The sequence below is a fragment of the Wolbachia endosymbiont of Spodoptera picta genome, assembly GCF_018141665.1.
Lineage (GTDB): Bacteria > Pseudomonadota > Alphaproteobacteria > Rickettsiales > Anaplasmataceae > Wolbachia.
The window spans coordinates 607976-628839 of record NZ_CP067976.1 but is presented as its reverse complement, the minus strand read 5'-3'; the positions used below and the strand labels follow the sequence as shown (position 1 = coordinate 628839).

General features: G+C 34.7%; 16 protein-coding genes. 8 read left to right on the top strand and 8 right to left on the bottom strand.

Annotated elements, in window-relative coordinates:
- Position 1: 1 nt before the first annotated feature.
- The 6 genes from JKF54_RS02650 (at position 2) to JKF54_RS02625 (ending at position 6548) form a co-directional block, all read left to right on the top strand.
- Positions 2 to 1798, top strand: a complete 1797-nt coding sequence (locus JKF54_RS02650; RefSeq protein ID WP_211908617.1) for an aminopeptidase P family protein — start codon at positions 2 to 4, stop codon at positions 1796 to 1798.
- Positions 1799 to 1892: 94 nt separating this feature from the next.
- The gene (locus tag JKF54_RS02645; protein ID WP_211908615.1) at positions 1893 to 2258 is read left to right on the top strand and encodes a P-loop NTPase family protein; all 366 of its coding nucleotides are present in this window, start codon (positions 1893 to 1895) and stop codon (positions 2256 to 2258) included.
- Positions 2259 to 2420: 162 nt separating this feature from the next.
- Complete coding sequence (locus JKF54_RS02640; protein ID WP_211908614.1) at positions 2421 to 3746, top strand: ankyrin repeat domain-containing protein; 1326 nt, start codon at positions 2421 to 2423, stop codon at positions 3744 to 3746.
- 208 nt (positions 3747 to 3954) lie between these two features.
- Positions 3955 to 4599 carry an alpha/beta hydrolase gene (locus JKF54_RS02635; protein WP_211908729.1) on the top strand — a complete coding sequence of 215 codons (645 nt, stop codon included), beginning with the start codon at positions 3955 to 3957 and terminating at the stop codon, positions 4597 to 4599.
- A 5-nt stretch (positions 4600 to 4604) separates the two neighbouring features.
- Positions 4605 to 5384, top strand: coding sequence for an SDR family oxidoreductase (locus JKF54_RS02630; protein ID WP_007302062.1), 780 nt, complete (start codon positions 4605 to 4607; stop codon positions 5382 to 5384).
- Positions 5385 to 5474: 90 nt separating this feature from the next.
- The gene (locus tag JKF54_RS02625) at positions 5475 to 6548 is read left to right on the top strand and encodes an ankyrin repeat domain-containing protein (protein WP_211908612.1); all 1074 of its coding nucleotides are present in this window, start codon (positions 5475 to 5477) and stop codon (positions 6546 to 6548) included.
- 232 nt (positions 6549 to 6780) lie between these two features.
- On the opposite strand, the gene JKF54_RS02620 is transcribed toward JKF54_RS02625, so the two are convergent.
- The 6 genes from JKF54_RS02620 to JKF54_RS02595 form a co-directional block, all read right to left on the bottom strand.
- Positions 6781 to 9600, bottom strand: a complete 2820-nt coding sequence (locus JKF54_RS02620; RefSeq protein WP_211908611.1) for a hypothetical protein — start codon at positions 9598 to 9600, stop codon at positions 6781 to 6783.
- On the bottom strand, positions 9581 to 11935 hold the full coding sequence (locus tag JKF54_RS02615; RefSeq protein WP_211908609.1) for a VirB4 family type IV secretion/conjugal transfer ATPase: 2355 nt from the start codon (positions 11933 to 11935) through the stop codon (positions 9581 to 9583). The genes JKF54_RS02620 and JKF54_RS02615 overlap by 20 nt, the downstream gene beginning before the upstream one ends.
- A 51-nt stretch (positions 11936 to 11986) precedes the next feature.
- Positions 11987 to 12352 (bottom strand): hypothetical protein, encoded by a 366-nt coding sequence (locus JKF54_RS02610; protein WP_211908607.1) that lies wholly within the window; start codon positions 12350 to 12352, stop codon positions 11987 to 11989.
- Between the two features lie 104 nt (positions 12353 to 12456).
- Entirely contained in the window at positions 12457 to 13695 is a 1239-nt protein-coding gene (locus JKF54_RS02605) for a DUF350 domain-containing protein (protein ID WP_211908605.1), read from the bottom strand.
- A 132-nt stretch (positions 13696 to 13827) separates the two neighbouring features.
- The gene (locus JKF54_RS02600; protein ID WP_211908603.1) at positions 13828 to 14823 is read right to left on the bottom strand and encodes an NAD(P)H-dependent flavin oxidoreductase; all 996 of its coding nucleotides are present in this window, start codon (positions 14821 to 14823) and stop codon (positions 13828 to 13830) included.
- Between the two features lie 5 nt (positions 14824 to 14828).
- On the bottom strand, positions 14829 to 15350 hold the full coding sequence (locus JKF54_RS02595; protein ID WP_211908601.1) for a cytochrome b: 522 nt from the start codon (positions 15348 to 15350) through the stop codon (positions 14829 to 14831).
- 264 nt (positions 15351 to 15614) lie between these two features.
- On the opposite strand from JKF54_RS02595, the gene JKF54_RS02590 reads away from it, so the two are divergent.
- Positions 15615 to 16787 (top strand): NADH-quinone oxidoreductase subunit D, encoded by a 1173-nt coding sequence (locus tag JKF54_RS02590; protein WP_211908599.1) that lies wholly within the window; start codon positions 15615 to 15617, stop codon positions 16785 to 16787.
- Positions 16788 to 16805: 18 nt separating this feature from the next.
- Here JKF54_RS02590 and recJ read toward each other — a convergent pair whose 3' ends face one another.
- Positions 16806 to 18545 carry a single-stranded-DNA-specific exonuclease RecJ gene (gene recJ / locus JKF54_RS02585; protein WP_211908597.1) on the bottom strand — a complete coding sequence of 580 codons (1740 nt, stop codon included), beginning with the start codon at positions 18543 to 18545 and terminating at the stop codon, positions 16806 to 16808.
- 659 nt (positions 18546 to 19204) lie between these two features.
- Between recJ and miaB the strand changes: the two genes are divergently transcribed.
- Positions 19205 to 20521: a tRNA (N6-isopentenyl adenosine(37)-C2)-methylthiotransferase MiaB gene (gene miaB, locus JKF54_RS02580; protein WP_211908595.1), complete on the top strand. Its 1317-nt coding sequence runs from the start codon at positions 19205 to 19207 to the stop codon at positions 20519 to 20521.
- Between the two features lie 63 nt (positions 20522 to 20584).
- On the opposite strand, the gene JKF54_RS02575 is transcribed toward miaB, so the two are convergent.
- Positions 20585 to 20818, bottom strand: a complete 234-nt coding sequence (locus JKF54_RS02575; protein ID WP_246433244.1) for a hypothetical protein — start codon at positions 20816 to 20818, stop codon at positions 20585 to 20587.
- Between the last annotated feature and the right edge of the window lie 46 nt (positions 20819 to 20864).

Genomic DNA, 20864 nt, shown 5'->3' with positions numbered 1-20864 from the left:
CATGTCAAAAATCGAAGAATTTCGCTCTTTTATGCACGAAATAAATGTTGATGCATTTATGTTGCATACTAAAGACGAGTATTTAAATGAATATTCAAAAGAGTTAGCAGAGTTATGTGGCTTCACGGGAACAAATGGGCTACTTATCGTTACAAAGAGTAATAAGTGCCCATTTTTTACAGATGGACGCTATATCACACAAGCTCGCAGTCAGCTCGATCAGGGCAGTTTTCGAGTATATAATATACAAGAAGAGGATCCACACAAATGGGTAAAAGCAAACTTAACATTGACTACCTCACTGGGTTACTATCCGCAATATTTTACTATGAAGGACATAAGAAAATATGAAGGCATTTGTAAACTAGTACCATACTTAATTAAAAAAGATAGTAGTCATAAAGCACAAACAATAGTCTCACATGTATCTGGTGAGAGTAGTAAGGATAAATGTGAAAGAGTAGCTAAAAACATAGAGGCTGAAGCAGTTCTTCTGACTGATCCAAATTCAATTTCGTGGTTATTAAATTTAAGAAATGAAAGTGCGGAATATACTCCTTGTATATTGGGTCGTGCTATATTGTATAAAAATGCCAATGTTGATTTATTTATTCAAGATAAAAAACATTCAACTATAGAAGCAAATTTTGATAACCATATAAATGTTTTTGATATTAGTGAGCTAGAAAATTCACTACATAAGTTAAATTTGGTGGTGATAGATCCAAGCACGACTCCAATGAGCATTATGAATGCAATAGATTCCTTGTATAACCATTATTTAAATGAAAAATCAGCTTCGGTGTCATTTCAGTGCTTGACCAGAAATAAAAAAGCATGGATCCCAGTGTCAAGCACTGAGATGACAATAAGTAATGAAAGAGGTCTAATAGAAAATAAGCAGATAATTGAGAAGGAGGATCCTTGTTTGATTCACAAAGCAGTAAAAAATCAAACTGAAATAACTGGAGCTATAAGTGCGCACATCAAAGATGGAGTAGCAGTTACAAATTTTCTATATTGGCTTGAAAACAATATTGACAGTGAAATTACTGAGCTTGAAGCTGAAGAAAAAGTTTTAGAATACAGAAAAGAGCAGAATTTGTTTAAGCAATCGAGTTTTCCAACAATTTCAGCATTTAACGAGAATGGAGCAATCATTCATTACCGTGCAAGCAATAAGACAAATAAAGTCATTCAAGAAGATGGGCTGTATTTAATTGACTCTGGTGGTCAGTACCTTGATGGCACAACCGATGTTACAAGAACTATAGCAATTGGTAGTCCAACCAATGAGCAACGAGCTCACTACACAATAGTATTAAAAGCTCACATTGCGATAGCAAGTGCGGTCTTTCCTTCTGGCACCACTGGTGGGGAATTGGACATATTAGCGCGTATACATTTATGGAAATTTGGAATGGATTACATGCACGGTACAGGACATGGAGTAGGAAGTTACCTTTCGGTACACGAAGGACCGCAAGCAATATCAAGAGGAAATAAAGTGGAACTCATTCCAGGCATGATACTTTCTAACGAGCCTGGTTATTATATTCCAGGAAAGTATGGAATAAGAATTGAGAATCTGATGTATATTGAAAGGCGAGAAAACGTCTTTTTAAGCTTTAAACAATTGACCTCTGTTCCTTATGATAAAAAGCTAATAGATATACAAATGCTTACTGAAGATGAAGTTAAATGGATAAATAGCTATCACCAATTTGTTTATAAAAATATAGAAAATGGCATAAAAGATAAGGAATGGTTAAAGAGAGTATGTGAACCTTTAAAATAGTTAATTTGTCATTTAATCAAGTATTAATATAGTTGTTCTTGTATTGTTTTTAATTAAAAACAATATATAATATTAGTTTCAAATAGGTGTAATTATGACAGATAAAGTGCAAGATGATGAATTTATGAAGCAGTACATGGATACTTGCAAAGAGCAAATAGAAAAATTGGCAAGCGACCCTAATTTGCTTCAACAGACCTTAAAGCCATTCATGCAAATGTCTCAGCAACTTATGGCTGGTGGTATGCTAGAAGGAAATATGCCTAGCATGATACCTGATATGGGTGGTATGGATATCAACAAGATGATTGCTCAGATGAAGGAGATGTATGATTACATAAAGAGTAATCACAAAGAGCTCATGGGAAAAGATCCTTCACAAATTCAAGAGCTTGATGATTCCAGCAGAAGATTGAGAGGCTTGGTCAAGAGATTGATAGAGAAAGTTGAAGCTAAGTAGTTTTTATTACAAGTAGTATTCAAAGAGCTATGGCAGTAGTGAGGTTGCTCTCATTCCAATTTTAAATAAAAGGCATAAGTATTAAAAGAAAAAGTCTACAAAATGCTTTCATTCCTTAATAGGGGTTAAGATGGTTTCGAAGTTTATTCAGGGGGCTAGTAAATGGTGTATAATTTTAACAATAAAGCAATACTTGATGCTTTGTTAGAATATTATGGTATAAATAGAGAAATTGAAGAAAGTGACAAATCTAATACTGTAAAAAATTTATTGAATTGTTTCACAAAAGAGAATCTTAATTATTTCACACATGTAGCTCCTTGGCTAAAAAATCTTGTACCAAAATTAGAAGGTGATACTCAAGAATTGAGACAACCTTCTACGTTACAAGCATTATCAATTGCACGAATAGTTAGAAGTCGTACTGAGCTACTTTCTAAATTATTTTCATCTGCCAAAAATGGTGATTTAGAGGCAGTGAAATACCTGGTAGAAAGAGCAGAAGTGGATGTTAATGCACAAGATATGTTTGAATTCACTTCTCTAATGTTTGCTGCTGAAAGTGGTCATTTGGATGTAGTAAAGTATCTAGTAAAAGAAGCAAAAGTAGATGTTAATGCAGGAAATGAATTTGGAAACACTCCTCTAATATTTGCTGCTGAAGATGGTCATTTGGATGTAGTAAAGTATCTAGTAAAAGAAGCGAAAGCAAATGTTAATGCAAAAAATGAATTTGGGGAAACTGCTCTAATGTTTGCTGCTAAAAATGGTCATTTGGATGTAGTAAAGTATCTAGTAAAAGAAGCGAAAGCAAATGTTAATGCAAGAAGTGACTGTGAAGATACTCCTCTAATATTTGCTGCTGAAAAGGGTCATTTAGGTATAGTAAAGTGCCTGGTAGAGGCAAAAGCAGATGTTAATGCAAGAAGTAATGGTAGACGCTTTGAAGAAACAACTGCTCTAATATCAGCTATATATAAGGTTCATTTGGATGTAGTAAAGTATCTAGTAAAAGAAGGAAATACAGATGTTAATACGCAAGATAGAAAAGGAAACACTCCTCTAATGCTAGCTGCTCAGAGAGGTGATTTAGGTATAGTAAAGTGCCTGGTAGAAGCAAAAGCAGATGCTAACACAAAAAACTACTATGGAGCAACTGCTCTAACACGTACTACTCAAGATGTAAGAAAGTACTTGAAAAATCATGTACGAAAAATTAATGAAATAGAACTTCGGAAGGAGCGTGTCTGCATTAGCGTTTGTGGTGCAGTAGGTTTTATTACAGGTTTTGCGGTAGCATATAATACACAAGCAGCTATTGCAACGTGTGCAACATCAGCTGTTACTGGTTTATTATTGGGTGCAGTAGTTGGTTATTTAGCTATAAAAGTAAAAAGAGAAAAACGTGAAGATCCAGATATAGCAGTAGTTACTGCACTTAAAAATATCCTTACTATTCAATGGAGTACCTGGCCGACAGTATGCTAAGGACGAGAAGCTCGGATTTAAATAACAATAAAAAAGTATTTGAAAAGATATAGCTCTTTTGAGATACTGCTTTGTTTTTAAATAGGATTTTTATCTTTAAAATAGTATTTTACCTTTTTGGGTGATGTGGAAATTCTTGAATTTTATAGAATTTTGTTTAATATTGATGCATGAGTCAGTTTTACAAAAAAACATAAACACAAAAGAGATGATTAAACTACAAAGCCAAGAAATTTGCCCAAATGAAAATAAGAAAAATTTGATTATTTTTTTTCATGGTTGGGGCTCAAGTGGCGATAATCTCATGCATCTTGCTAAAGTTATGAGCAAGTTTTTGCCTGATTCATATTTAGTAGTTCCCAATGCTCCATTTGAAAGAGAAATAGGTGATGGTTATCAGTGGTTTAGTTTAGAGGATCGTAGTGAGGAAGCACTATATAATGGGGTGAAAAATGCTGCATCAATTGTAAATCATTTTATTGGTACAAAATTAAAGGAGCTTAATTTAAAAGATACTCAGCTTTCTTTAGTTGGATTTTCTCAAGGGGCAATGCTTGCAATGCATGTAGCTCTTACCCGGCTTCAGTCTTGTGCATCGGTTGTTGCATATTCTGGTAGGTTTCTTTCACCTTCAAAAATTGCACCGGAGATCAAATCAAAACCCAGCATATGTGTTATTCATGGTGACGCTGATGATGTGGTACCTTTTTCTTCCCTTGATTTAGCGGTTAAAGCTCTGAAAGAAAATGGAGTAAACGCTCAAGGATACCCAATTCATGGATTAGGCCATATTATTAATGAAGAAGGAATAAGGTTAGGGGTTGAGTTTATCAAGAAGAATTTTGGAAATTAATTTCCATGCACTTGTTTTGCTTTGGTTACGGATATGTAGCTAAATTTCTATCGAAAAAATTGTTAAACTTAGGCTGGAAAGTTAACGGTACATCAAGAAATAAAGATATACAACTTTTTGATTATGAAAAGGTTGATCAAGATCTGCTTAAAAGCGTAACGCATGTTTTAGTTTCTATTCCTCCAGACGGCGATGATGTTATGGAGAGATACGGTCATTGTCTGGAGAATATTAAATGGCTTGGTTATCTGTCTGCAACTAATGTTTATGGTGACCACTGTGGTAATTGGGTGAATGAGGAATCTGAAACAAAGCCTATAGAAATTAGAGGAGAAAAGCGCCTTGAGTCTGAAAAGAAGTGGCTAAGTAGCAAATTGCCTGTACATATTTTTCGTTTGGCTGGGATATATGGTCCTGGTAGAAATGCGCTAATTGACCTGCAGCTTGGCAAAGCAAGAAATGTGAAAAAAATTTTTTCTCGTGTTCATGTTGAAGATATATCGAATATTTTATTTTCTTCCATGCAAAATATAAAGCCTTATGAGATATACAATTGTGCAGATGATTTACCTGCTACGCAATCTGAAGTGGTCACGTATGCAGCCGAGCTTCTCAATATTAGCCCTCCAGAGCCAGTTGAGATTTCTTCCGTACCAAATTACGCACGGGGTTTTTATTTAGGGTCAAAAAAAGTAAGCAATACTAAAATTAAAAAAGATCTTGGTGTCTCTCTAGTTTATCCTGATTACAAGGTGGGTTTAAAGAGTTTGTATATATTAGAATAGAGAAAATAGATTGCCAGATGCAAAAATTTTTCTTGAATGTTCCTTGTTTTGATGTAGTACCACTAGGCATACTATTATATAGAGGTAAATATGTTCAGCACTCAATCGCTTCCGGTTGAAAATATTCTATTACATCAAGCCGCTTATAACGGTAACATAAATGAAGTTAGGTTATTACTTAATGTAAAAACTGATATCAATATCAAGGATAAAAAAGGATTTACAGCCTTGCATTTTGCTGTTTATTCAGGACATTTAGACGTAGTAAAGTTACTAATCAGTAAAGAAGCTAATATTCATGCAAGAACTACTAAAGGCAGTACAGTTTTACACTTTGCTGTTGTAGCTAAAAGCAAAGCTATAGTAGAGGAGTTAATTAAAGCGGGAGCTGATCCCAATATAAAAGACTGTACTGATGGTAAGACACCTTTACATATTGCTGCTCAAAATGGACTTGTAGAAGTTGTAAAGGTGTTACTTAATACTCAAGAAATTAAGATTGATGCTAAAGACAATGAATTTGGTATAACAGCTCTGTACTTAGCCTCTCAGAACGGACATACTGAAATAGTTGAACTATTAATTAGCACAAAAAATGCTGATGTTAACATAGTAGATAAAAAAAATAATGTCACACCCTTGTATCTAGCTGCTCAGAATGGGCATGCAGCAGTAGTTAAGTTGCTTCTTGATAATGGTGCTAAAGTCAATGGCTGTGATACCAGTATGAATCCTTTGTGTGTAGCTATTAATAATGGCCATGACGAGGTAGCTCAATTATTACTTAGTGTAGGAGGGGTGAATGTCAATATTGGCAATCAGCTTGGCAATACACCTCTACATATAGCAGCTATGAAAGGTAATGAAAAAATGGCAAGATTACTGCTAGAAAAAGGTGCTGATCCTAATATTAAAAACCTTTCAGGAGATACTTCCTTACAAGCTGCTGAATACGTAAGAAACATTAGCTGGCATGATAATCCTCCAAATGTACAAGGAGGATTCTTCGTGTTAGTTGGCTCGAATGGAATATATTCATTTCAGCAATTTTATGAGCAAAAAAAAATTATGGAGCTTTTGGTACAACATATAAAGGACAGCAGACCTAGCTCATCAGTAGATGAAATTGACGTATCTGTTCAGCAGAGTAGCAAAATAAGATAGATGGGAAAACTAGTTTGTGACATTGGCGTCCAGTTAAATTTACATGGATTCCAGTGTCACGCACTGGAATGACATCTTCAATGTTCTGTACAGCTGTGCATTATGCACTGGGATGACATTATGAGAACTGAGATACAAAAAAAGAAACAACTGGTTTCACATGCATCTGAACAGATACTCTCAGTGATGTAAATTCAACTTTACCCCATTTGCAACCATCAGGGTTCTTTGACTATAGACCTAACAATTCTTTTCTAATTTCTTCTTTAATTGTATCAATAATCTTTTTATCAAGTTTATTTATTAAGGAATCATCAATACCTGTGATGTCATCTGGATTTTGTATCATTTTTTCAATAGCATCATCTATTTTTTTTACTCTTTCTTTATTAATTTCATCAAATATAGGTTTAATTTTCACATAACCAGGAGCGCCCTTGCTATAACTTTTGCTGTTTTCGTTGATACAACCACCAGCACCATATGTTTTATTCACGTAGTTTTTACTACATTTTGTTACATCTTTATACCCAATCTCACCATTTTCTATATATGCTATTTTATTATCTTTACTAGAGTTTAGCTTGTCCCCTTTCTTAATTTCTTCTTTTAATTTTAAACTTTGTTCATGAATTATTGTATCTTTGTAATTCTTTCCCCCATAGGTTCTGTATGTACCTCCACCTGCAACAGTAATTAAATCTTTACAAATTGTTTCTGAAAGGTCTCTGCACATTTTTACTAAAGTAGGTCCCCCATCCTTGTTAGATTTATCATTTTCTTGTCCACCACCTCCTCCTGTTACTTTTACTTTAATATATGGATAACTAGGGTTGACTCTCAGTTTAGCTTTAATGTAATCACCTGGCATTCCTGGTCTATTTTCTGTAGACTGAGCTTTATCAGCTATATGACCAGCTTCACCACCTCCCCATGCTTCTATTTCAACGTAATCATACATTGACAGATCATCTGTATAGCCATCTCCAAGCTCATAAAGTTTTTGATCCCTGTCTTCAATAATCTGCTTCTTATGTTTCAATTGTGCTATTATTATTTCACGCAATCTCTTTTTTAAACCATCTAAATCGAATCTGCATAATTTATCAGCAAAAAAGACTTCTGTTCTATTTGCTTTAATTGGATGATCTAACTTCTTTACAACTCCATTTTCATCCTGTGAAACTCTTAAGTAAAAAGGCTTGTTGTCCTTGTTCACATGCTGTGTTGAGCGACTACACACTCCATCAAAGCATAGGCAACCATCATCACCGTGATTACAGTTTTTTTCTTCATACTTTCCATCTGTTAACTCATATACTATTTTGCATTTGTCACAATTTTGTTTTGTATCTACCTCTTTATCCTCTTTTGCCATGCAATTATCTCTAGGCTTATTTTCTTCAGGAATAGAAATATATCCTTTCTTATTGAATATTATTTCATCTAGTGCATCTTGTGGCTTTGCTAAAACATCAACTAATTCAATAATTTCCCCTTTTTTGCAAGGAAAATAATAAGATTGATTTGATTCTTTCGAGTAAACAGTATTGTGTTTAGCATAGCTTGCTCTCATTGACTTCAGTGATATTAGCTCACTTCCTTTTTCAAGAACGAATTCCTCCGGTTCTGGCTGCCAACCAGAAAGGCATAGCATTTTGCTTTTAGGATTTTCTTTATATTTTACTTCTATTTTAGGATATCCTAAATTATCCAGTTTGCACTTATTTCCCTGAAACTCTTTACATTCTGCTTCGATATCGGGAACATACCCATATTTTTCTAGAACTTCAAATTGCGAATTATTTTTTAATATACCTTCTATTATGTTATCGATATCGCTTTTTATGTTACCGGTACCAGTTGTTTTTTCTACTATTGCCGGCTTTACTACTTTTAAGAATAGAGGGCCGACTTCTATAGAGCGACTGGTGTCAGCATTAACATTAAAAGTACAGACTCCATTATTGTGAGTTCCACGTGCCCTCTCAGTACAAACTCTCTCATCCATCTTCATTTTTACCTCTAGCGTATTTTCATTTACTACCTTTATTTCCTCAGGCTTTGGAGCAGTTGGTGATGGAAAACAACGGGCAGGAAATTGTAATTTTCTTTTTGATTCTTCTTTTTCAGTGCCATAATATTCAGCGCAGAGCTGATCTTTCTTTCTATAGGTTTTGAAATAATGGATAGTATCTTTATCTGGAATAGTATATGCCCAACTTGGAATATTCTTGTGATTTGAAACAGCAGATGGAACATATATCTCCCTTCTTTCTTTCAGCTTACCAATAATGACTCCAACTCTTGGATGGAAATAATCATTTTCTTCATTTGTTATAGGAACAATTTTAACTTGTGGTGGTGACATCGCAAGTTGTTCACAAAATGCAGGTGGGCCAGGTGCAAGTTGCACAGGGGCACACTTTACTTTTGTTTGATAGCATGTATCACAAGCTTTTTCCATCTCTCCAGGACGAAAAATATTTTCCCCAGAAAATACTCTAGAGCCCCATGAATAAATTCCTGACATACAAGCCCCCTTTTGACTACAAGCGCATATTTTAGGGGCATTAGCAAATTTTACTTTTTCTTCATCAGTAACACCATCTGCCCATTCCCATCCAAGACCTTGGGCAATTTCTCCTCCAGCTTTTGTTTTATCTCCTTCCCAATCGATAAAAGCTGCTGCAGAAACTCCAGCTCCTGTACTCTGCGTTCCATATATCTGGCGGCAGAATGTTCCACTGGATAATATATAACAGTTGTCGTTCCCTTCGTAATCGCAGACCTTAATCTTTGGATCGAAGTAACCTTCTGGTCCCTGATTATTTACTGCTGTAACTTTAATAAATTGCAATAATTTTTCGTCAAAATCTAAATCGCTCCACTTGCCTTTAAAAAAATTCGCAATACCTTTTCCTGCTTTACTTCCTGTAGCTTCAATTTCAGTATTACTTTTTACAAATGTTGGACAATCAGCATATCCTTGATAAGAAAGACAAAATATCAAGGAGAATATCAATAAAAAATTAAGCTTTACATTTTTCATAGAACGCCGGTAACCACTTACTCACTTTTTCGCCTTTTTCCTTTATTGCTTCATACATATACTTTATAGTCTCTTTATTAGCTGAAAGTACATGTATTTCTTTCATATTCTTCAAATCTAGATTTAAAGTTACTAAACCTTTGTATTGCTTTATCAAAAATAAACCTTCCTGTGTTGGTGTTTGCAAAATGACATTCAGTTCCTCTTTCGACAGAGAAAATGCTTTCATGTATAACCTGTTTGCATTTATGTTCGGCATCAGGATTCTCGTATCGACATGCTTATCTAAATATTGAGTAAACTTGCTAGCAAATGCTAGGTTTAAGTTTTCAGTACTTAGAATTACTACAACATTTAACTTTGTCATTCTTTGCATCCAGTCGTCAAACTCTCCCTCTGTAGGAAAAATATTACTTATCTCCCATGCTTCATCCAAAACAAGTATTGCAGGTGAGCCATCACATTTTGCTTCGAAAGAGTATAAGAAATAGTAAAGTATCACGGACATACATTCTTTTTGCTTAGTGAGATTTGCAGTATTGAGGGATATAGTTTTTGTTCCCCAGTCAATGTCTGACTCATCACCATCTTGGAATAAGTAAGCAAATTCACCATCACCACACCATTTACTTATTTTACCCCCAAGAAGTAAAAGCACTTCAGAAATTTGAGAAATAGATCGCGATTCTCTTGGTATAGCAAATATAGAATCTACAATTTTTTTTGTCTTTTCTTCTACGTCTACCAAACTTGCATCTGCAACCATCCTTTTGATCAATTCAACAAGCATATTGCGATTAGAAGCACTATTTTCAATGTTCAGTGGGTTGAATTTTAGACTTTTATCTTTATATTTTGGATCAATTATGTAATATTGACCGCTTACTGCTTTAGTAAATATTATTGATTTTCCAGTATTATCCAATATAACAATCCTAGGGTTAAATTTTCTTGATTCCGAAAGTAAGAAATTGATCAGTGAGGTTCTACCTGAATTTGGAGCTCCAAGTATTGTGGTATGACCATTATTTTTCTTTCCATGAAAGTTAAAAAAGTAAGGACTGCCTTTTTTTGAAAAAAAAACTGTTACTGCTTCTTTCCATCTTCCTCCTTTTAACGTACCTGATGTAAAATCATGCAACATAGCAAAGCTGCAAGCATATTTTTCTAATATATTTTTTGGTTGTGTAACAAAAGCAAAGTTTCCAGGAAGCTGTGCCCAAAAATGATTTTCCATGTGCAGATCAGTTCTAAACATCATCAACCCGATTAACGACATTACAGAGGATAAATCGCTGATATTTTTAGCTAACCTATTCTTATCATCTGCAAAGATTGTAACAATAATTTTCTGTTGACAAAAATCCATAGCAGAAATTTTTTCAAGCTCTATTATTTCATTTATTCCTGAGTTTTGAAGTAAGGTATTGTCCTCACTGATTTGCAGTATATTAATTTGTTTTTTAAATTCTTTTACTACTTTATTATTACTAGTAAATATTATTATTTCTGTGATGATAAGCTCAGAGTCAAGTTGCAAACACCTATCTATATTTTCTAAGGGGATTTCTCGATATTCCTTTATGCAAAAAATAGAACCAAACTTCTGTTGACCTTCAAACGATGTTTGAAATTTATTGAAACCAAAAGCTACTTTTAAATTTTTAACATGCTGCGATAGATCCCTTTCACATATTGGATAATCTTTGTGCGTTAATGTAATAATGTAATGGAGAAATTCCATCATTTGAGAATATATTTTGCCTTCACTAGACCTAAGGCCCAGTTTTTTAGCTCCAAAAGGTTCTAAATCTTTTTGAATCAGGTCAGTTATTTTTTGTAATTCTTGATGATTTTTTTGTAAAAATAACTTGTGCCTATTCTTTATCCCGCCAAAAAAAAATGCATTATTAATATGTTTGCCAAAATCACTAAGTAACACCACAATGTACAATTCATTTATATACTGTAGTTTACTATCAACTAGTTTATTAAACCACGTTGAGTGTAGCTGATCGGAAAAGTCTGCAGTTTTATTCCACTGTAAGCTCAGTTTATTGCGCTTACGGACAGTGTGAATCCAAACGGTAAAATATAAACTCTTGATATTTTTTGATATACTTTTTCTAATTTCAGTTCTAAGATCACCATAGTTATCAACTGAAGAATAGTCTTCTAATTTGATTATTTTTAATAATTCCCCCTGTTTTGTTAGTATAGTTTCTTCATCGTATTGGCAAGCATAAGGGATAAAATCTAAATTAATACTTTCTAGTAACGCTAAATTGTTCTTTTTTTCAGAATTAGAGCTAGTGGCTGGTACTTTTGGTTGCATATAATATCATGCGTATTCAATAAAAAGATAATAAAGAATCATCTATCTTACTTAATCCTTATCTTCTTTTTTGTTATTGGATTGTAACTGTATGTCCTTTGCAAAGTTGAATTTTTCTTTCAGGTAATCTGTTGCCTTTTCTGTGCTTCCAAACATCATGATCAGTACGCCAAATATTATCATGAAAAGAATTAGGCCTCTGAACACTACTGCAAGTATCACTGTAGCTATACATAAACCTATAATTGTTGAGGGACTCATATTTTCTACAGTATCTTTAACTGAAAATGAAGAAATAAGTTCTTTCAACGTTCCTGGTATATTTTTCAATTCATCACTTGCTTTGCTAGAACATGACATGAAGATAAAACTTAACAGGGCTACAATAGCAAAAACTCTACCCAATTGAATATGCATCAGCTAAATACCTTTAAGATACTCCTCAAATGTAACAATTTTTACATCAATAGGCAAGAACCGAATTCACTTGCTCACCATAAGTAACTCATATTTAACTTTTATCACCGTGTTAGCTCTTTATTATCAACAAGAGGACTCACACTAATGGATGTCAATTTACTTGACAGAATATTTGAACAAAATTCAGCAGCAGCTGCTGTAGCAAACACTGCAGCCACCACAAACAGTCCTGCTCCTACTAATCCTGATGTCATTGCTCCTGCAACAATGCACCCTATTGCTAAGAGAGCAGAACTTGTTACAAGTGCGACGTGAAGATTTTTGTTTTTACTACTATTTTTATAATTATTGGATTGCATTGTATCTTTTACCTTACTGCCTGTCACTGAGATCACACAATGAGGCCCTTCTTCAGTCTTCTTATAATGTTTAGAAGGGGATATTCTGCCGCTTGGGCCTTTGGGCCTTGTTTTGTTCGGATGTGCTAATTTTGTTTTTCCTTCATCTTCTAGTTGCAAACTATTATCTTCCTCAGCAGGGTTTAATTTTAAGTGTACACTTTCCTCAGATGAAATGCTTGTTACTGAAGTTAAGCTGTTCCTTCTGCTACTTGATGCCAAGCTAGATGAATTTATTCCACTATCTAAATCACTACTACTACTGAGTTTAGAAGTATTTGCACCGCTTGGCACTTCTACAGGACCTCTTGCTTGCAATTGTTCTGATGTAGGAGTTGTTAAAACACCATAACAACCTGAACTTCTCAAGGGATTATATATTCCAGGGGTTCCTTTTCCACTTACACCCTTAGCTAAAGAATCCTTTTCCAGAGGATTAATACCTGAATTTTTGGGAATTTCAACTTCACCAGAAAGACTTTGTTTGTTAAATAGTTCCATAGCATTACCTTGTCTATCTTTTTGATTTTGAATAACGCTACTAGAATGATTTTTGTCACTACTTTTATTAGTAATCCTTGAAATTATTCCTAATATTTTTCCTCTTCTTGTTGGTGATCCTTGTGATTGTTCTATTTCATTCTTAAATACTGGAAGTCCGACTTCTGATCCCATTACTTCTTTTTCCAATTCTGGAAGAAATTTCTCGGTGTAATAATTATAATATTTTTCTTGTTTTCTCAATGACTTTTCTAATTCAATTAATACGTTGGGAGCAGCTCCTTTGTTGAACAACTCTATGCATTTTGCGATAGTTCCATCTCCCTTTTTTGGACTTTCATTATTATGTGTTTTTTTTGTGACCTTTTTGTATATAGCATTGTACAATTGTTGATTAATATCTTCTTTACTCTTCTGATGTTTTGCAAAACGACTTAGCATAACATTTCTCCATACATAACAAAATGTATGAATACCTCTTTAGCGTTAATTTTACATTAAAACTGGGCAGTTATGCCTTATTGCAGATAATTATAGCAATTTGCTAACTATTTTCTTTGCTGATTACTGATTTTACATTTCAACATAATTGCTTGCCTGTTGAACTAGTATATCTATTACTTCTTTTACAGGCTTTTCTCTATCAACCATGACAACACTTTGACCAGCCATTAAAGATCCTGTTTCAACATCTCCATCAATTACTGCTCTTCTTAAAGCTCCAGCCCAGAACTTTTCTATTTCAAGTTGCCCCTCTTCTTTTGAGATTTCTCCATTTTGATATTTATCGATAATGTCTCTTTGATGCTTCATAAAATCATCACTTGCTTTGTTGGCTATAGCTCTTACTGGAATTACAGGGAAATCAGCACTAATCTGCACAGAAGATACAGCATTACGTGCAGCTGATTTGATGAATACTTCTTTAAAATTTTTGTGAGCGATTGACTCATTCGTGCAGACAAATAATGTACCTATTTGACAGCCACTTGCTCCCATTTCTAGGTAGTTCACTATCATTTCGCCTCTTCCTATTCCACCTGCAACAAACACCGGTGTTTTCTCATTTTTAAAATGAGGTAATATCTCTTGTGCGAGAACAGAAGTGCTAACAGGACCGATATGTCCTCCTGCTTCCATACCTTCTATTATTAACGCATCTACTCCCATGTTTACTAACCTTTTCGCAAGGCTTAATGCTGGTGCAAAGCACATAACTTTAATGCCTGCATTCTTGATTTTTGCTATATTAGGTTTTGTTGGTAATCCGCCAGCAAGAACTACATGGCTTACTTTTGTTTCAATGCATATATCTATTAACTCACTCAAATTTGGGTGCATAGTAATTAGATTGACACCAAATGGCTTATGAGTTAATTTCTGTGTCTCTATGATTTCTTTTTTCAGTAAGTCTGGAAACATTGCACCACATGCAATTACACCAAAACCACCGGCATTTGAGATTGCTGAAACTAAATTTCTCTCTGAAACCCAGCTCATAGCACCACCCATTACTGCAAACTCACTACCGAGAAAATTCGTTCCTTTCTTCCAAAGGTTGCTCAACATATAGCCTATATCATACGTTTAAAAATGTTTTGTTTATCTATAAATGTGTGTTTTAAAGCACCAAGTATATGCAAGGTTATAAAGACTATCATAAGATATGCAAGCATCGAATGTAGCTGATTAGCTGCACTAGCTAGCTCTTTGTTTTCATTGATTAACAAAGGGATATGAACAAAATATTTGATCTCTTTACTAGAAGCAGAAGACATGACATAACCAGATAATGGCATTAGCACCATCAAAAAATACAAACCAAAGTGTATCGTTTTGCTCGCATTAATTACGAACCGAGAAAAACTTGCCGGTAATTGAGGAACATAAGTAAAGACACGAAAAAATATACGTACTATAATTAATCCAAAAACGGTGATACCACAAGCCTTATGAATAGCGTATATGCTGAATTTAATTTCACTGCTAATCGGCAAACTTTTCATGTACAGTCCAGAATAAAGCATACCAATAATAAGAGCAGACATTAACCAATGAATGATCCTTAAGCCTAAACTATATTTATTGTTTTTCATTAATTTTGATTACTCTAAAGTAGAATTTATATAGTAGAAAAACTATTTCTCAATCAAAATTATCTATACATAATTTCGCTGCCTTGATCAACATAAGTGCAATAATTGTATGTGACACATAAACATTGTCTATCAGATCATGAAGAAGTGGTGAAGTTTTTGAGAGTTTTTCTATTGTAACGATGAGTTATAGCTTGTACAAGAAGCCTATTGACTTTAAGCACATTTTACCCTATACAATTTTAATATCTTAAACTTCCAAACATGCCAGATCTAAAGACAATGATGCTAAACTTTGGCCCTCAGCACCCAGCTGCACATGGGGTGCTACGTCTTGTTTTAGAAATGGATGGTGAAGTGATCGAGAGGGCAGATCCCCACATTGGACTTTTGCATCGCGGCACTGAGAAGTTAATAGAACATAAAACGTATCTTCAAGCTCTGCCTTATTTTGACCGCCTTGATTATGTGTCACCAATGTCACAAGAGCATGCATATTCGTTATGTGTAGAAAAATTATTGCAGTGCGAAGTTCCGATTAGGGCAAAATATTTGCGTGTTCTATTTTGTGAGCTGACAAGAATACTAAATCATTTACTAAATATCTCTTCCCAAGCACTTGATGTTGGGGCGATGACTCCTCTTTTATGGCTCTTTGAAGAGAGAGAAAAAATACTCGAGTTCTATGAAAGGGCCTCAGGTGCAAGATTTCACGCAGCTTATATAAGGCCAGGTGGACTTGCAGCAGATATCCCAGAAGGTTTGATTGAAGATATTGCAAAATTTATAGAGCAATTTCCAAGGTATATAGATGATGTTGATGAGCTTCTAACAGAAAATAGGATATGGAAGCAACGCACTGTAGGAATTAGTGAAATATCAATAAAACAGGCGCTTGATTGGGGCTTTACTGGACCAATGCTCCGTGCTGCTGGACTTGCTTGGGACTTGCGAAAAAGCCAGCCATATGAGATATATGATCAGTTAGATTTTGATATACCAATCGGTCAAAATGGTGACTGTTATGACCGTTATTTAGTAAGAATGGCGGAGATTAGGCAATCTATCAGCTTGGTGAAGCAATGCATAGAGAAGATACCTGAAGGGCCAATAAAAACTGAAGATAGAAAAATTTCTCCACCGCCAAGAGCGGAAATGAAAGAATCCATGGAAGCTATGATTCATCATTTTAAGCTTTATTCAGAAGGATATCACGTGCCAGAGGGTGAGGCTTACGTAGCTGTTGAAGCGCCAAAAGGTGAGTTTGGAGTATATATAGTTTCAGATGGTACCAATAGACCTTATAGATGTCGAATAAGAGCACCTGGCTTTGCGCATTTACAGGCCTTAGATTTCATGGCAAAAGGACACATGCTTGCTGACATTGCAGCAATTATCGGTTCACTCGACATAGTCTTTGGTGAGATTGATAGGTAATTATTGTAAAATAGTAACTTAACTAATGGTTAAGACATCTTCTATCATAAATTGTATAAATTCATTGCCATTCCAGTAATTCATAGAGATTTTACCCAAAATGGCTTTAACATTACCCTGCATAATAGCAGAGCCAAGCTCAGTATTTGCACAGCGAAACGCAATAGCTTTGACCATAACATTATCGTCAGCAATAAAACATTTTATATGGTCAACTCCTATAACTTCCGGCTTTCTTATCTTTGCTCCTTGAATGATGAATCTCGGTTCAGGATTGCCAACACCAAATGGCTCTAAGCGTTGCAATTGATTCCAAAGGGATAAGTTTATTGCTTTAGCTGTTACTATGCCATCGGCTTTTATGATTTTGTCATTTGTAGAGTTTGCAAATCTTTCAGTAAAAAAATCATGTAGATCACTTATTTTATCTTCTTCAATCGAAAATCCTGCTGCCATACTGTGACCACCACCTTCAATGATTAGGTTGGTAAATTTTGCAGAAAGAACCGCAGCACCAATATCTACTCCAGAAATTGACCTACAGCTTGCTTTTCCTATTCCATTGTTTAAAGATATCACTATCGTTGGTAAGTGAAACTGCTCTTTTAGTCTTGATGCAATGATACCAATTATTCCCTGGTGCCAATTACCACTTACCATTATAAAATTTACACCTAAGTGGGCAAAATTTTCCGCTTGTGTTGTAGCTTCCAAAATAGCCTCATTTTCTAGCATTTTTCTTGCATTATTCAAATCTATTAGTTTTAGCGCGATTGAATGCGCCTTTTCTTCATCATCAGTGGAAAGCAACCTTGCACCGAGCGATGCTTCTCCAATTCTTCCTCCGGCATTTATACATGGCCCAATACTAAACCCTAATCGTGAAACACTTGGTTTTTCAAGGATTCCCAAAGCGTCAAACAAAACACGTAAGCCAACATTTTTTCTTGCTGACATAACTTTTAATCCTTGTAAAACAAAAGCCCTATTTAGGCCTGTAATCTGCATAACATCGCAAACAGTTCCAAGAGCAACCAAATCCAGTAGATCAAATAAATCTGGTTCTTTTTTGTTGGTAAAAAATCCTTGCTCACGTAGGCTTCTGTTAAGAGCAACAATTAGCAGAAATGACACTCCAACTGCTGCTAAGTTATTATAAGGAGAGCTCTCATCAAGGCGGTTGGGATTAACAACTGCTACAGCACTTGGTAATTTTTCTATACCAAGGTGATGATCGATAACTATAATATCAAGTCCAAAAACCCTTGCCTCTTCTATTGGTTGATATGCAAGCGTACCGCAATCAACAGAAATACATAAATCAATACCATTCTTTTTAAGTTGTAATAAAGCATCTGTGTTCAATCCATAGCCCTCATCAACACGATCTGGAATATAGATTATAGAGTGTGTCCCAATCGCTCTTAGGTATCTATTAATCAATGCTGATGACGTTGCACCATCAACATCGTAATCACCAAATATTGCAATATTCTCATTATTGTTTATTGCTTTTATTATGTGAGAAACAGCTTTATCCATATCAAGGAGGTGAAAGGGATCTGGTAATAGCGATCTGATTAGTGGGTGTAAGAAGTCATGTGCATTTTCTATGTTAACACCACGAACAACTAATATTCTTGCTAATATTTCTGGCAACTCAAATCTCTGTATAAGAGTAAAAATCTCCCTTTGATCTGCTTCTTGTAACTTCCACAGTGCATTTGTTATGCTGCGTTTTTCAATATCAAGTAGCATGCTCTTTATAAATAAAACTACTTTACCAGAACTTTTAAGCTTGTTCTATAATTGTGTTAGACTTCTGTATAACCTAAAGAAGGATATAAGAGAGTGTCACTCGAAAGGAATCACATTTATTTTGACAAAGAGCATCTGTAAAATCTAATACTTCTTCTTGCATAACATGCTCTTTAATTAGTATTATATCTATATTGGCATATAAGTGTGAACATTATATTAATGTAATTACTTTTTAAGTATGCATCGCAAATTTATGCCTGGAAACAGTTTTTGGTTACTCAAACCTTTTCTACCTTTATTTCATATTCTTTAAAGTATTTTTTGCACTTTCTTTATAAAAACCATAGGTACCAATCGGTTTTTAGCTTAAGAATAAAGGTCAAGTATCTGGAATTCTGGACATAAAATCCCCCTGAAAGATTAGAAAAAAAATACAGCGCACATACTACAGTATACACTGAAGAAGATACGCTACACTTTTTATTGAGAAATTGACTGAAAAGCCTGCAGACGGAGATAGATTTTTGAGCTCTTAAAATACCTCTACTGTTAGGGTAAGGAAAGCGAGAAGGTTTGTCAAGCAATCTTTATTGGCTGTTGTACTAGAATTCAGTTTTTCGTATAATTTGCTAGAATTTGTGTGAAGAATTTTAAATATGAAAGGCCTATACATTAAAACTTACGGCTGTCAGATGAACGTTTATGACTCCATTTTAATGGAGAATATAGTTAAGCCTCTAGGATTCAACGTTGTTAGTGATGTAGAACAAGCTGATTTGGTGATATTGAATACTTGTCATATTAGAGAAAAGGCAGCAGAAAAGCTTTATTCAGAGCTTGGAAGAATTCATTCGTCAAGAAAAGAAAGGACCATAGTAGTGGCTGGATGTGTAGCGCAAGCAGAAGGGGAAGAGGTATTCAAAAGAGCTCCTTTTGTTGATATTGTTGTTGGTCCACAGAGTATCGCTGCTTTACCGGAATTGATAGTCAAAGCAAGTAGAAGTAAAGGTCATATAATAAATACTGACTTTCTTGAAGTTGCAAAGTTTGATAAATTGCCGGATGAATGTTATGGCAATAGCCAGGGGTCTTCTGCGTTTCTTGCCATACAAGAAGGTTGTGATAAATTTTGTACGTTTTGTGTGGTGCCTTACACTCGCGGGGCTGAGTATTCACGACCAGTAAATGAAATATTCCGTGAAATATTGAAGTTAGTTGCAAATGGGGCAAGGGAAATCAATTTGCTCGGTCAAAATGTTAATGCTTATCATGGAGAGTGCGAAGAAGAGGTCTGGGATTTAGGAAAATTAATTAGTCACATTGCTAAAATTGAAAACCTAGAAAGAATCCGCTACACAACTTCTCATCCAAGAGATATGCACGAATCTCTCTACTTGGTGCATGCGGAAGAGCCAAAACTCATGCCGTTTGTTCACCTACCTGTGCAGTCAGGTTCGAATAAAATATTGCATGCAATGAACAGGAAACACACTGCAGAGGAGTATTTGGAAATAATAGACAGATTTCGCAAATTGAAACCTGAAATCGAATTTTCTTCTGATTTTATTGTTGGTTTTCCTGGAGAAACTGAAAAAGATTTTGAGGAAACTATGAAGTTAGTAGAAAAAGTAAAGTACGCTCAGGCTTATAGTTTTAAATATAGCCCAAGGCCAGGAACGCCAGGGGCGGAAAGAAAAGATCAAGTACCAGAAGAGGTTAAAACAGAGCGTCTTCTTCGGTTACAGGAATTAATTAGCAAGCAACAACTTGAATTTAATCAGAGTATGATAGGAAAAACTATTCCTGTTCTATTCAGTGATAAAAAAGGTAAACACCAAAATCAAATTATTGGTAAAAGCCCATACATGCAATCAGTATGCGTTGATGATCCTGACGATAAATACAAAGATAAAATAGTAAATGTAAGGATATTGGAAGCTCGGCAAAATAGTTTGTTGGGATGCGCTGCCTAATTAGAGAAAAGTGCTCCCATGGTCTCATGTAGAAGTACTTTGTGTGTTTTATAAGTTTATAAGCTATCTAGATTTAATCCTTAAAGGACTACAGCTCTCTGTTACGCAATCATATGAGACTTGATATAATAGATTCGCGGGATTTTTTTTCTTTTCCCACTGATAGCGTATTCTCTCAATCTCTCCAGAATTGTTGTATTCATAAGAAAGCGATTTCCAAATAAAGCTACTTTTACTATTATTTTTGTTAGCATCATGAAATTTATGATAAGGCCAACTTCTATTGTCTTTATTCATCTTCAACCTCAATAAATAAGTCTAATGAATTAATATGTTGTATAAT

Bases quoted from the DNA above. Each gene is read 5' to 3' on its own strand.
- JKF54_RS02595 (WP_211908601.1), bottom strand. From the start codon at position 15,350: ATGAAAAACAATAAATATAGTTTAGGCTTAAGGATCATTCATTGGTTA.
- JKF54_RS02615 (WP_211908609.1), bottom strand. From the start codon at position 11,935: ATGCAACCAAAAGTACCAGCCACTAGCTCTAATTCTGAAAAAAAGAAC.
- JKF54_RS02610 (WP_211908607.1), bottom strand. From the start codon at position 12,352: ATGCATATTCAATTGGGTAGAGTTTTTGCTATTGTAGCCCTGTTAAGT.
- JKF54_RS02605 (WP_211908605.1), bottom strand. From the start codon at position 13,695: ATGCTAAGTCGTTTTGCAAAACATCAGAAGAGTAAAGAAGATATTAAT.
- JKF54_RS02645 (WP_211908615.1), top strand. From the start codon at position 1,893: ATGACAGATAAAGTGCAAGATGATGAATTTATGAAGCAGTACATGGAT.
- recJ (WP_211908597.1), bottom strand. From the start codon at position 18,545: ATGCTACTTGATATTGAAAAACGCAGCATAACAAATGCACTGTGGAAG.
- JKF54_RS02630 (WP_007302062.1), top strand. From the start codon at position 4,605: ATGCACTTGTTTTGCTTTGGTTACGGATATGTAGCTAAATTTCTATCG.
- JKF54_RS02635 (WP_211908729.1), top strand. From the start codon at position 3,955: ATGATTAAACTACAAAGCCAAGAAATTTGCCCAAATGAAAATAAGAAA.
- JKF54_RS02590 (WP_211908599.1), top strand. From the start codon at position 15,615: ATGCCAGATCTAAAGACAATGATGCTAAACTTTGGCCCTCAGCACCCA.
- JKF54_RS02620 (WP_211908611.1), bottom strand. From the start codon at position 9,600: ATGAAAAATGTAAAGCTTAATTTTTTATTGATATTCTCCTTGATATTT.
- JKF54_RS02575 (WP_246433244.1), bottom strand. From the start codon at position 20,818: ATGAATAAAGACAATAGAAGTTGGCCTTATCATAAATTTCATGATGCT.
- miaB (WP_211908595.1), top strand. From the start codon at position 19,205: ATGAAAGGCCTATACATTAAAACTTACGGCTGTCAGATGAACGTTTAT.
- JKF54_RS02650 (WP_211908617.1), top strand. From the start codon at position 2: ATGTCAAAAATCGAAGAATTTCGCTCTTTTATGCACGAAATAAATGTT.
- JKF54_RS02600 (WP_211908603.1), bottom strand. From the start codon at position 14,823: ATGTTGAGCAACCTTTGGAAGAAAGGAACGAATTTTCTCGGTAGTGAG.
- JKF54_RS02640 (WP_211908614.1), top strand. From the start codon at position 2,421: ATGGTGTATAATTTTAACAATAAAGCAATACTTGATGCTTTGTTAGAA.
- JKF54_RS02625 (WP_211908612.1), top strand. From the start codon at position 5,475: ATGTTCAGCACTCAATCGCTTCCGGTTGAAAATATTCTATTACATCAA.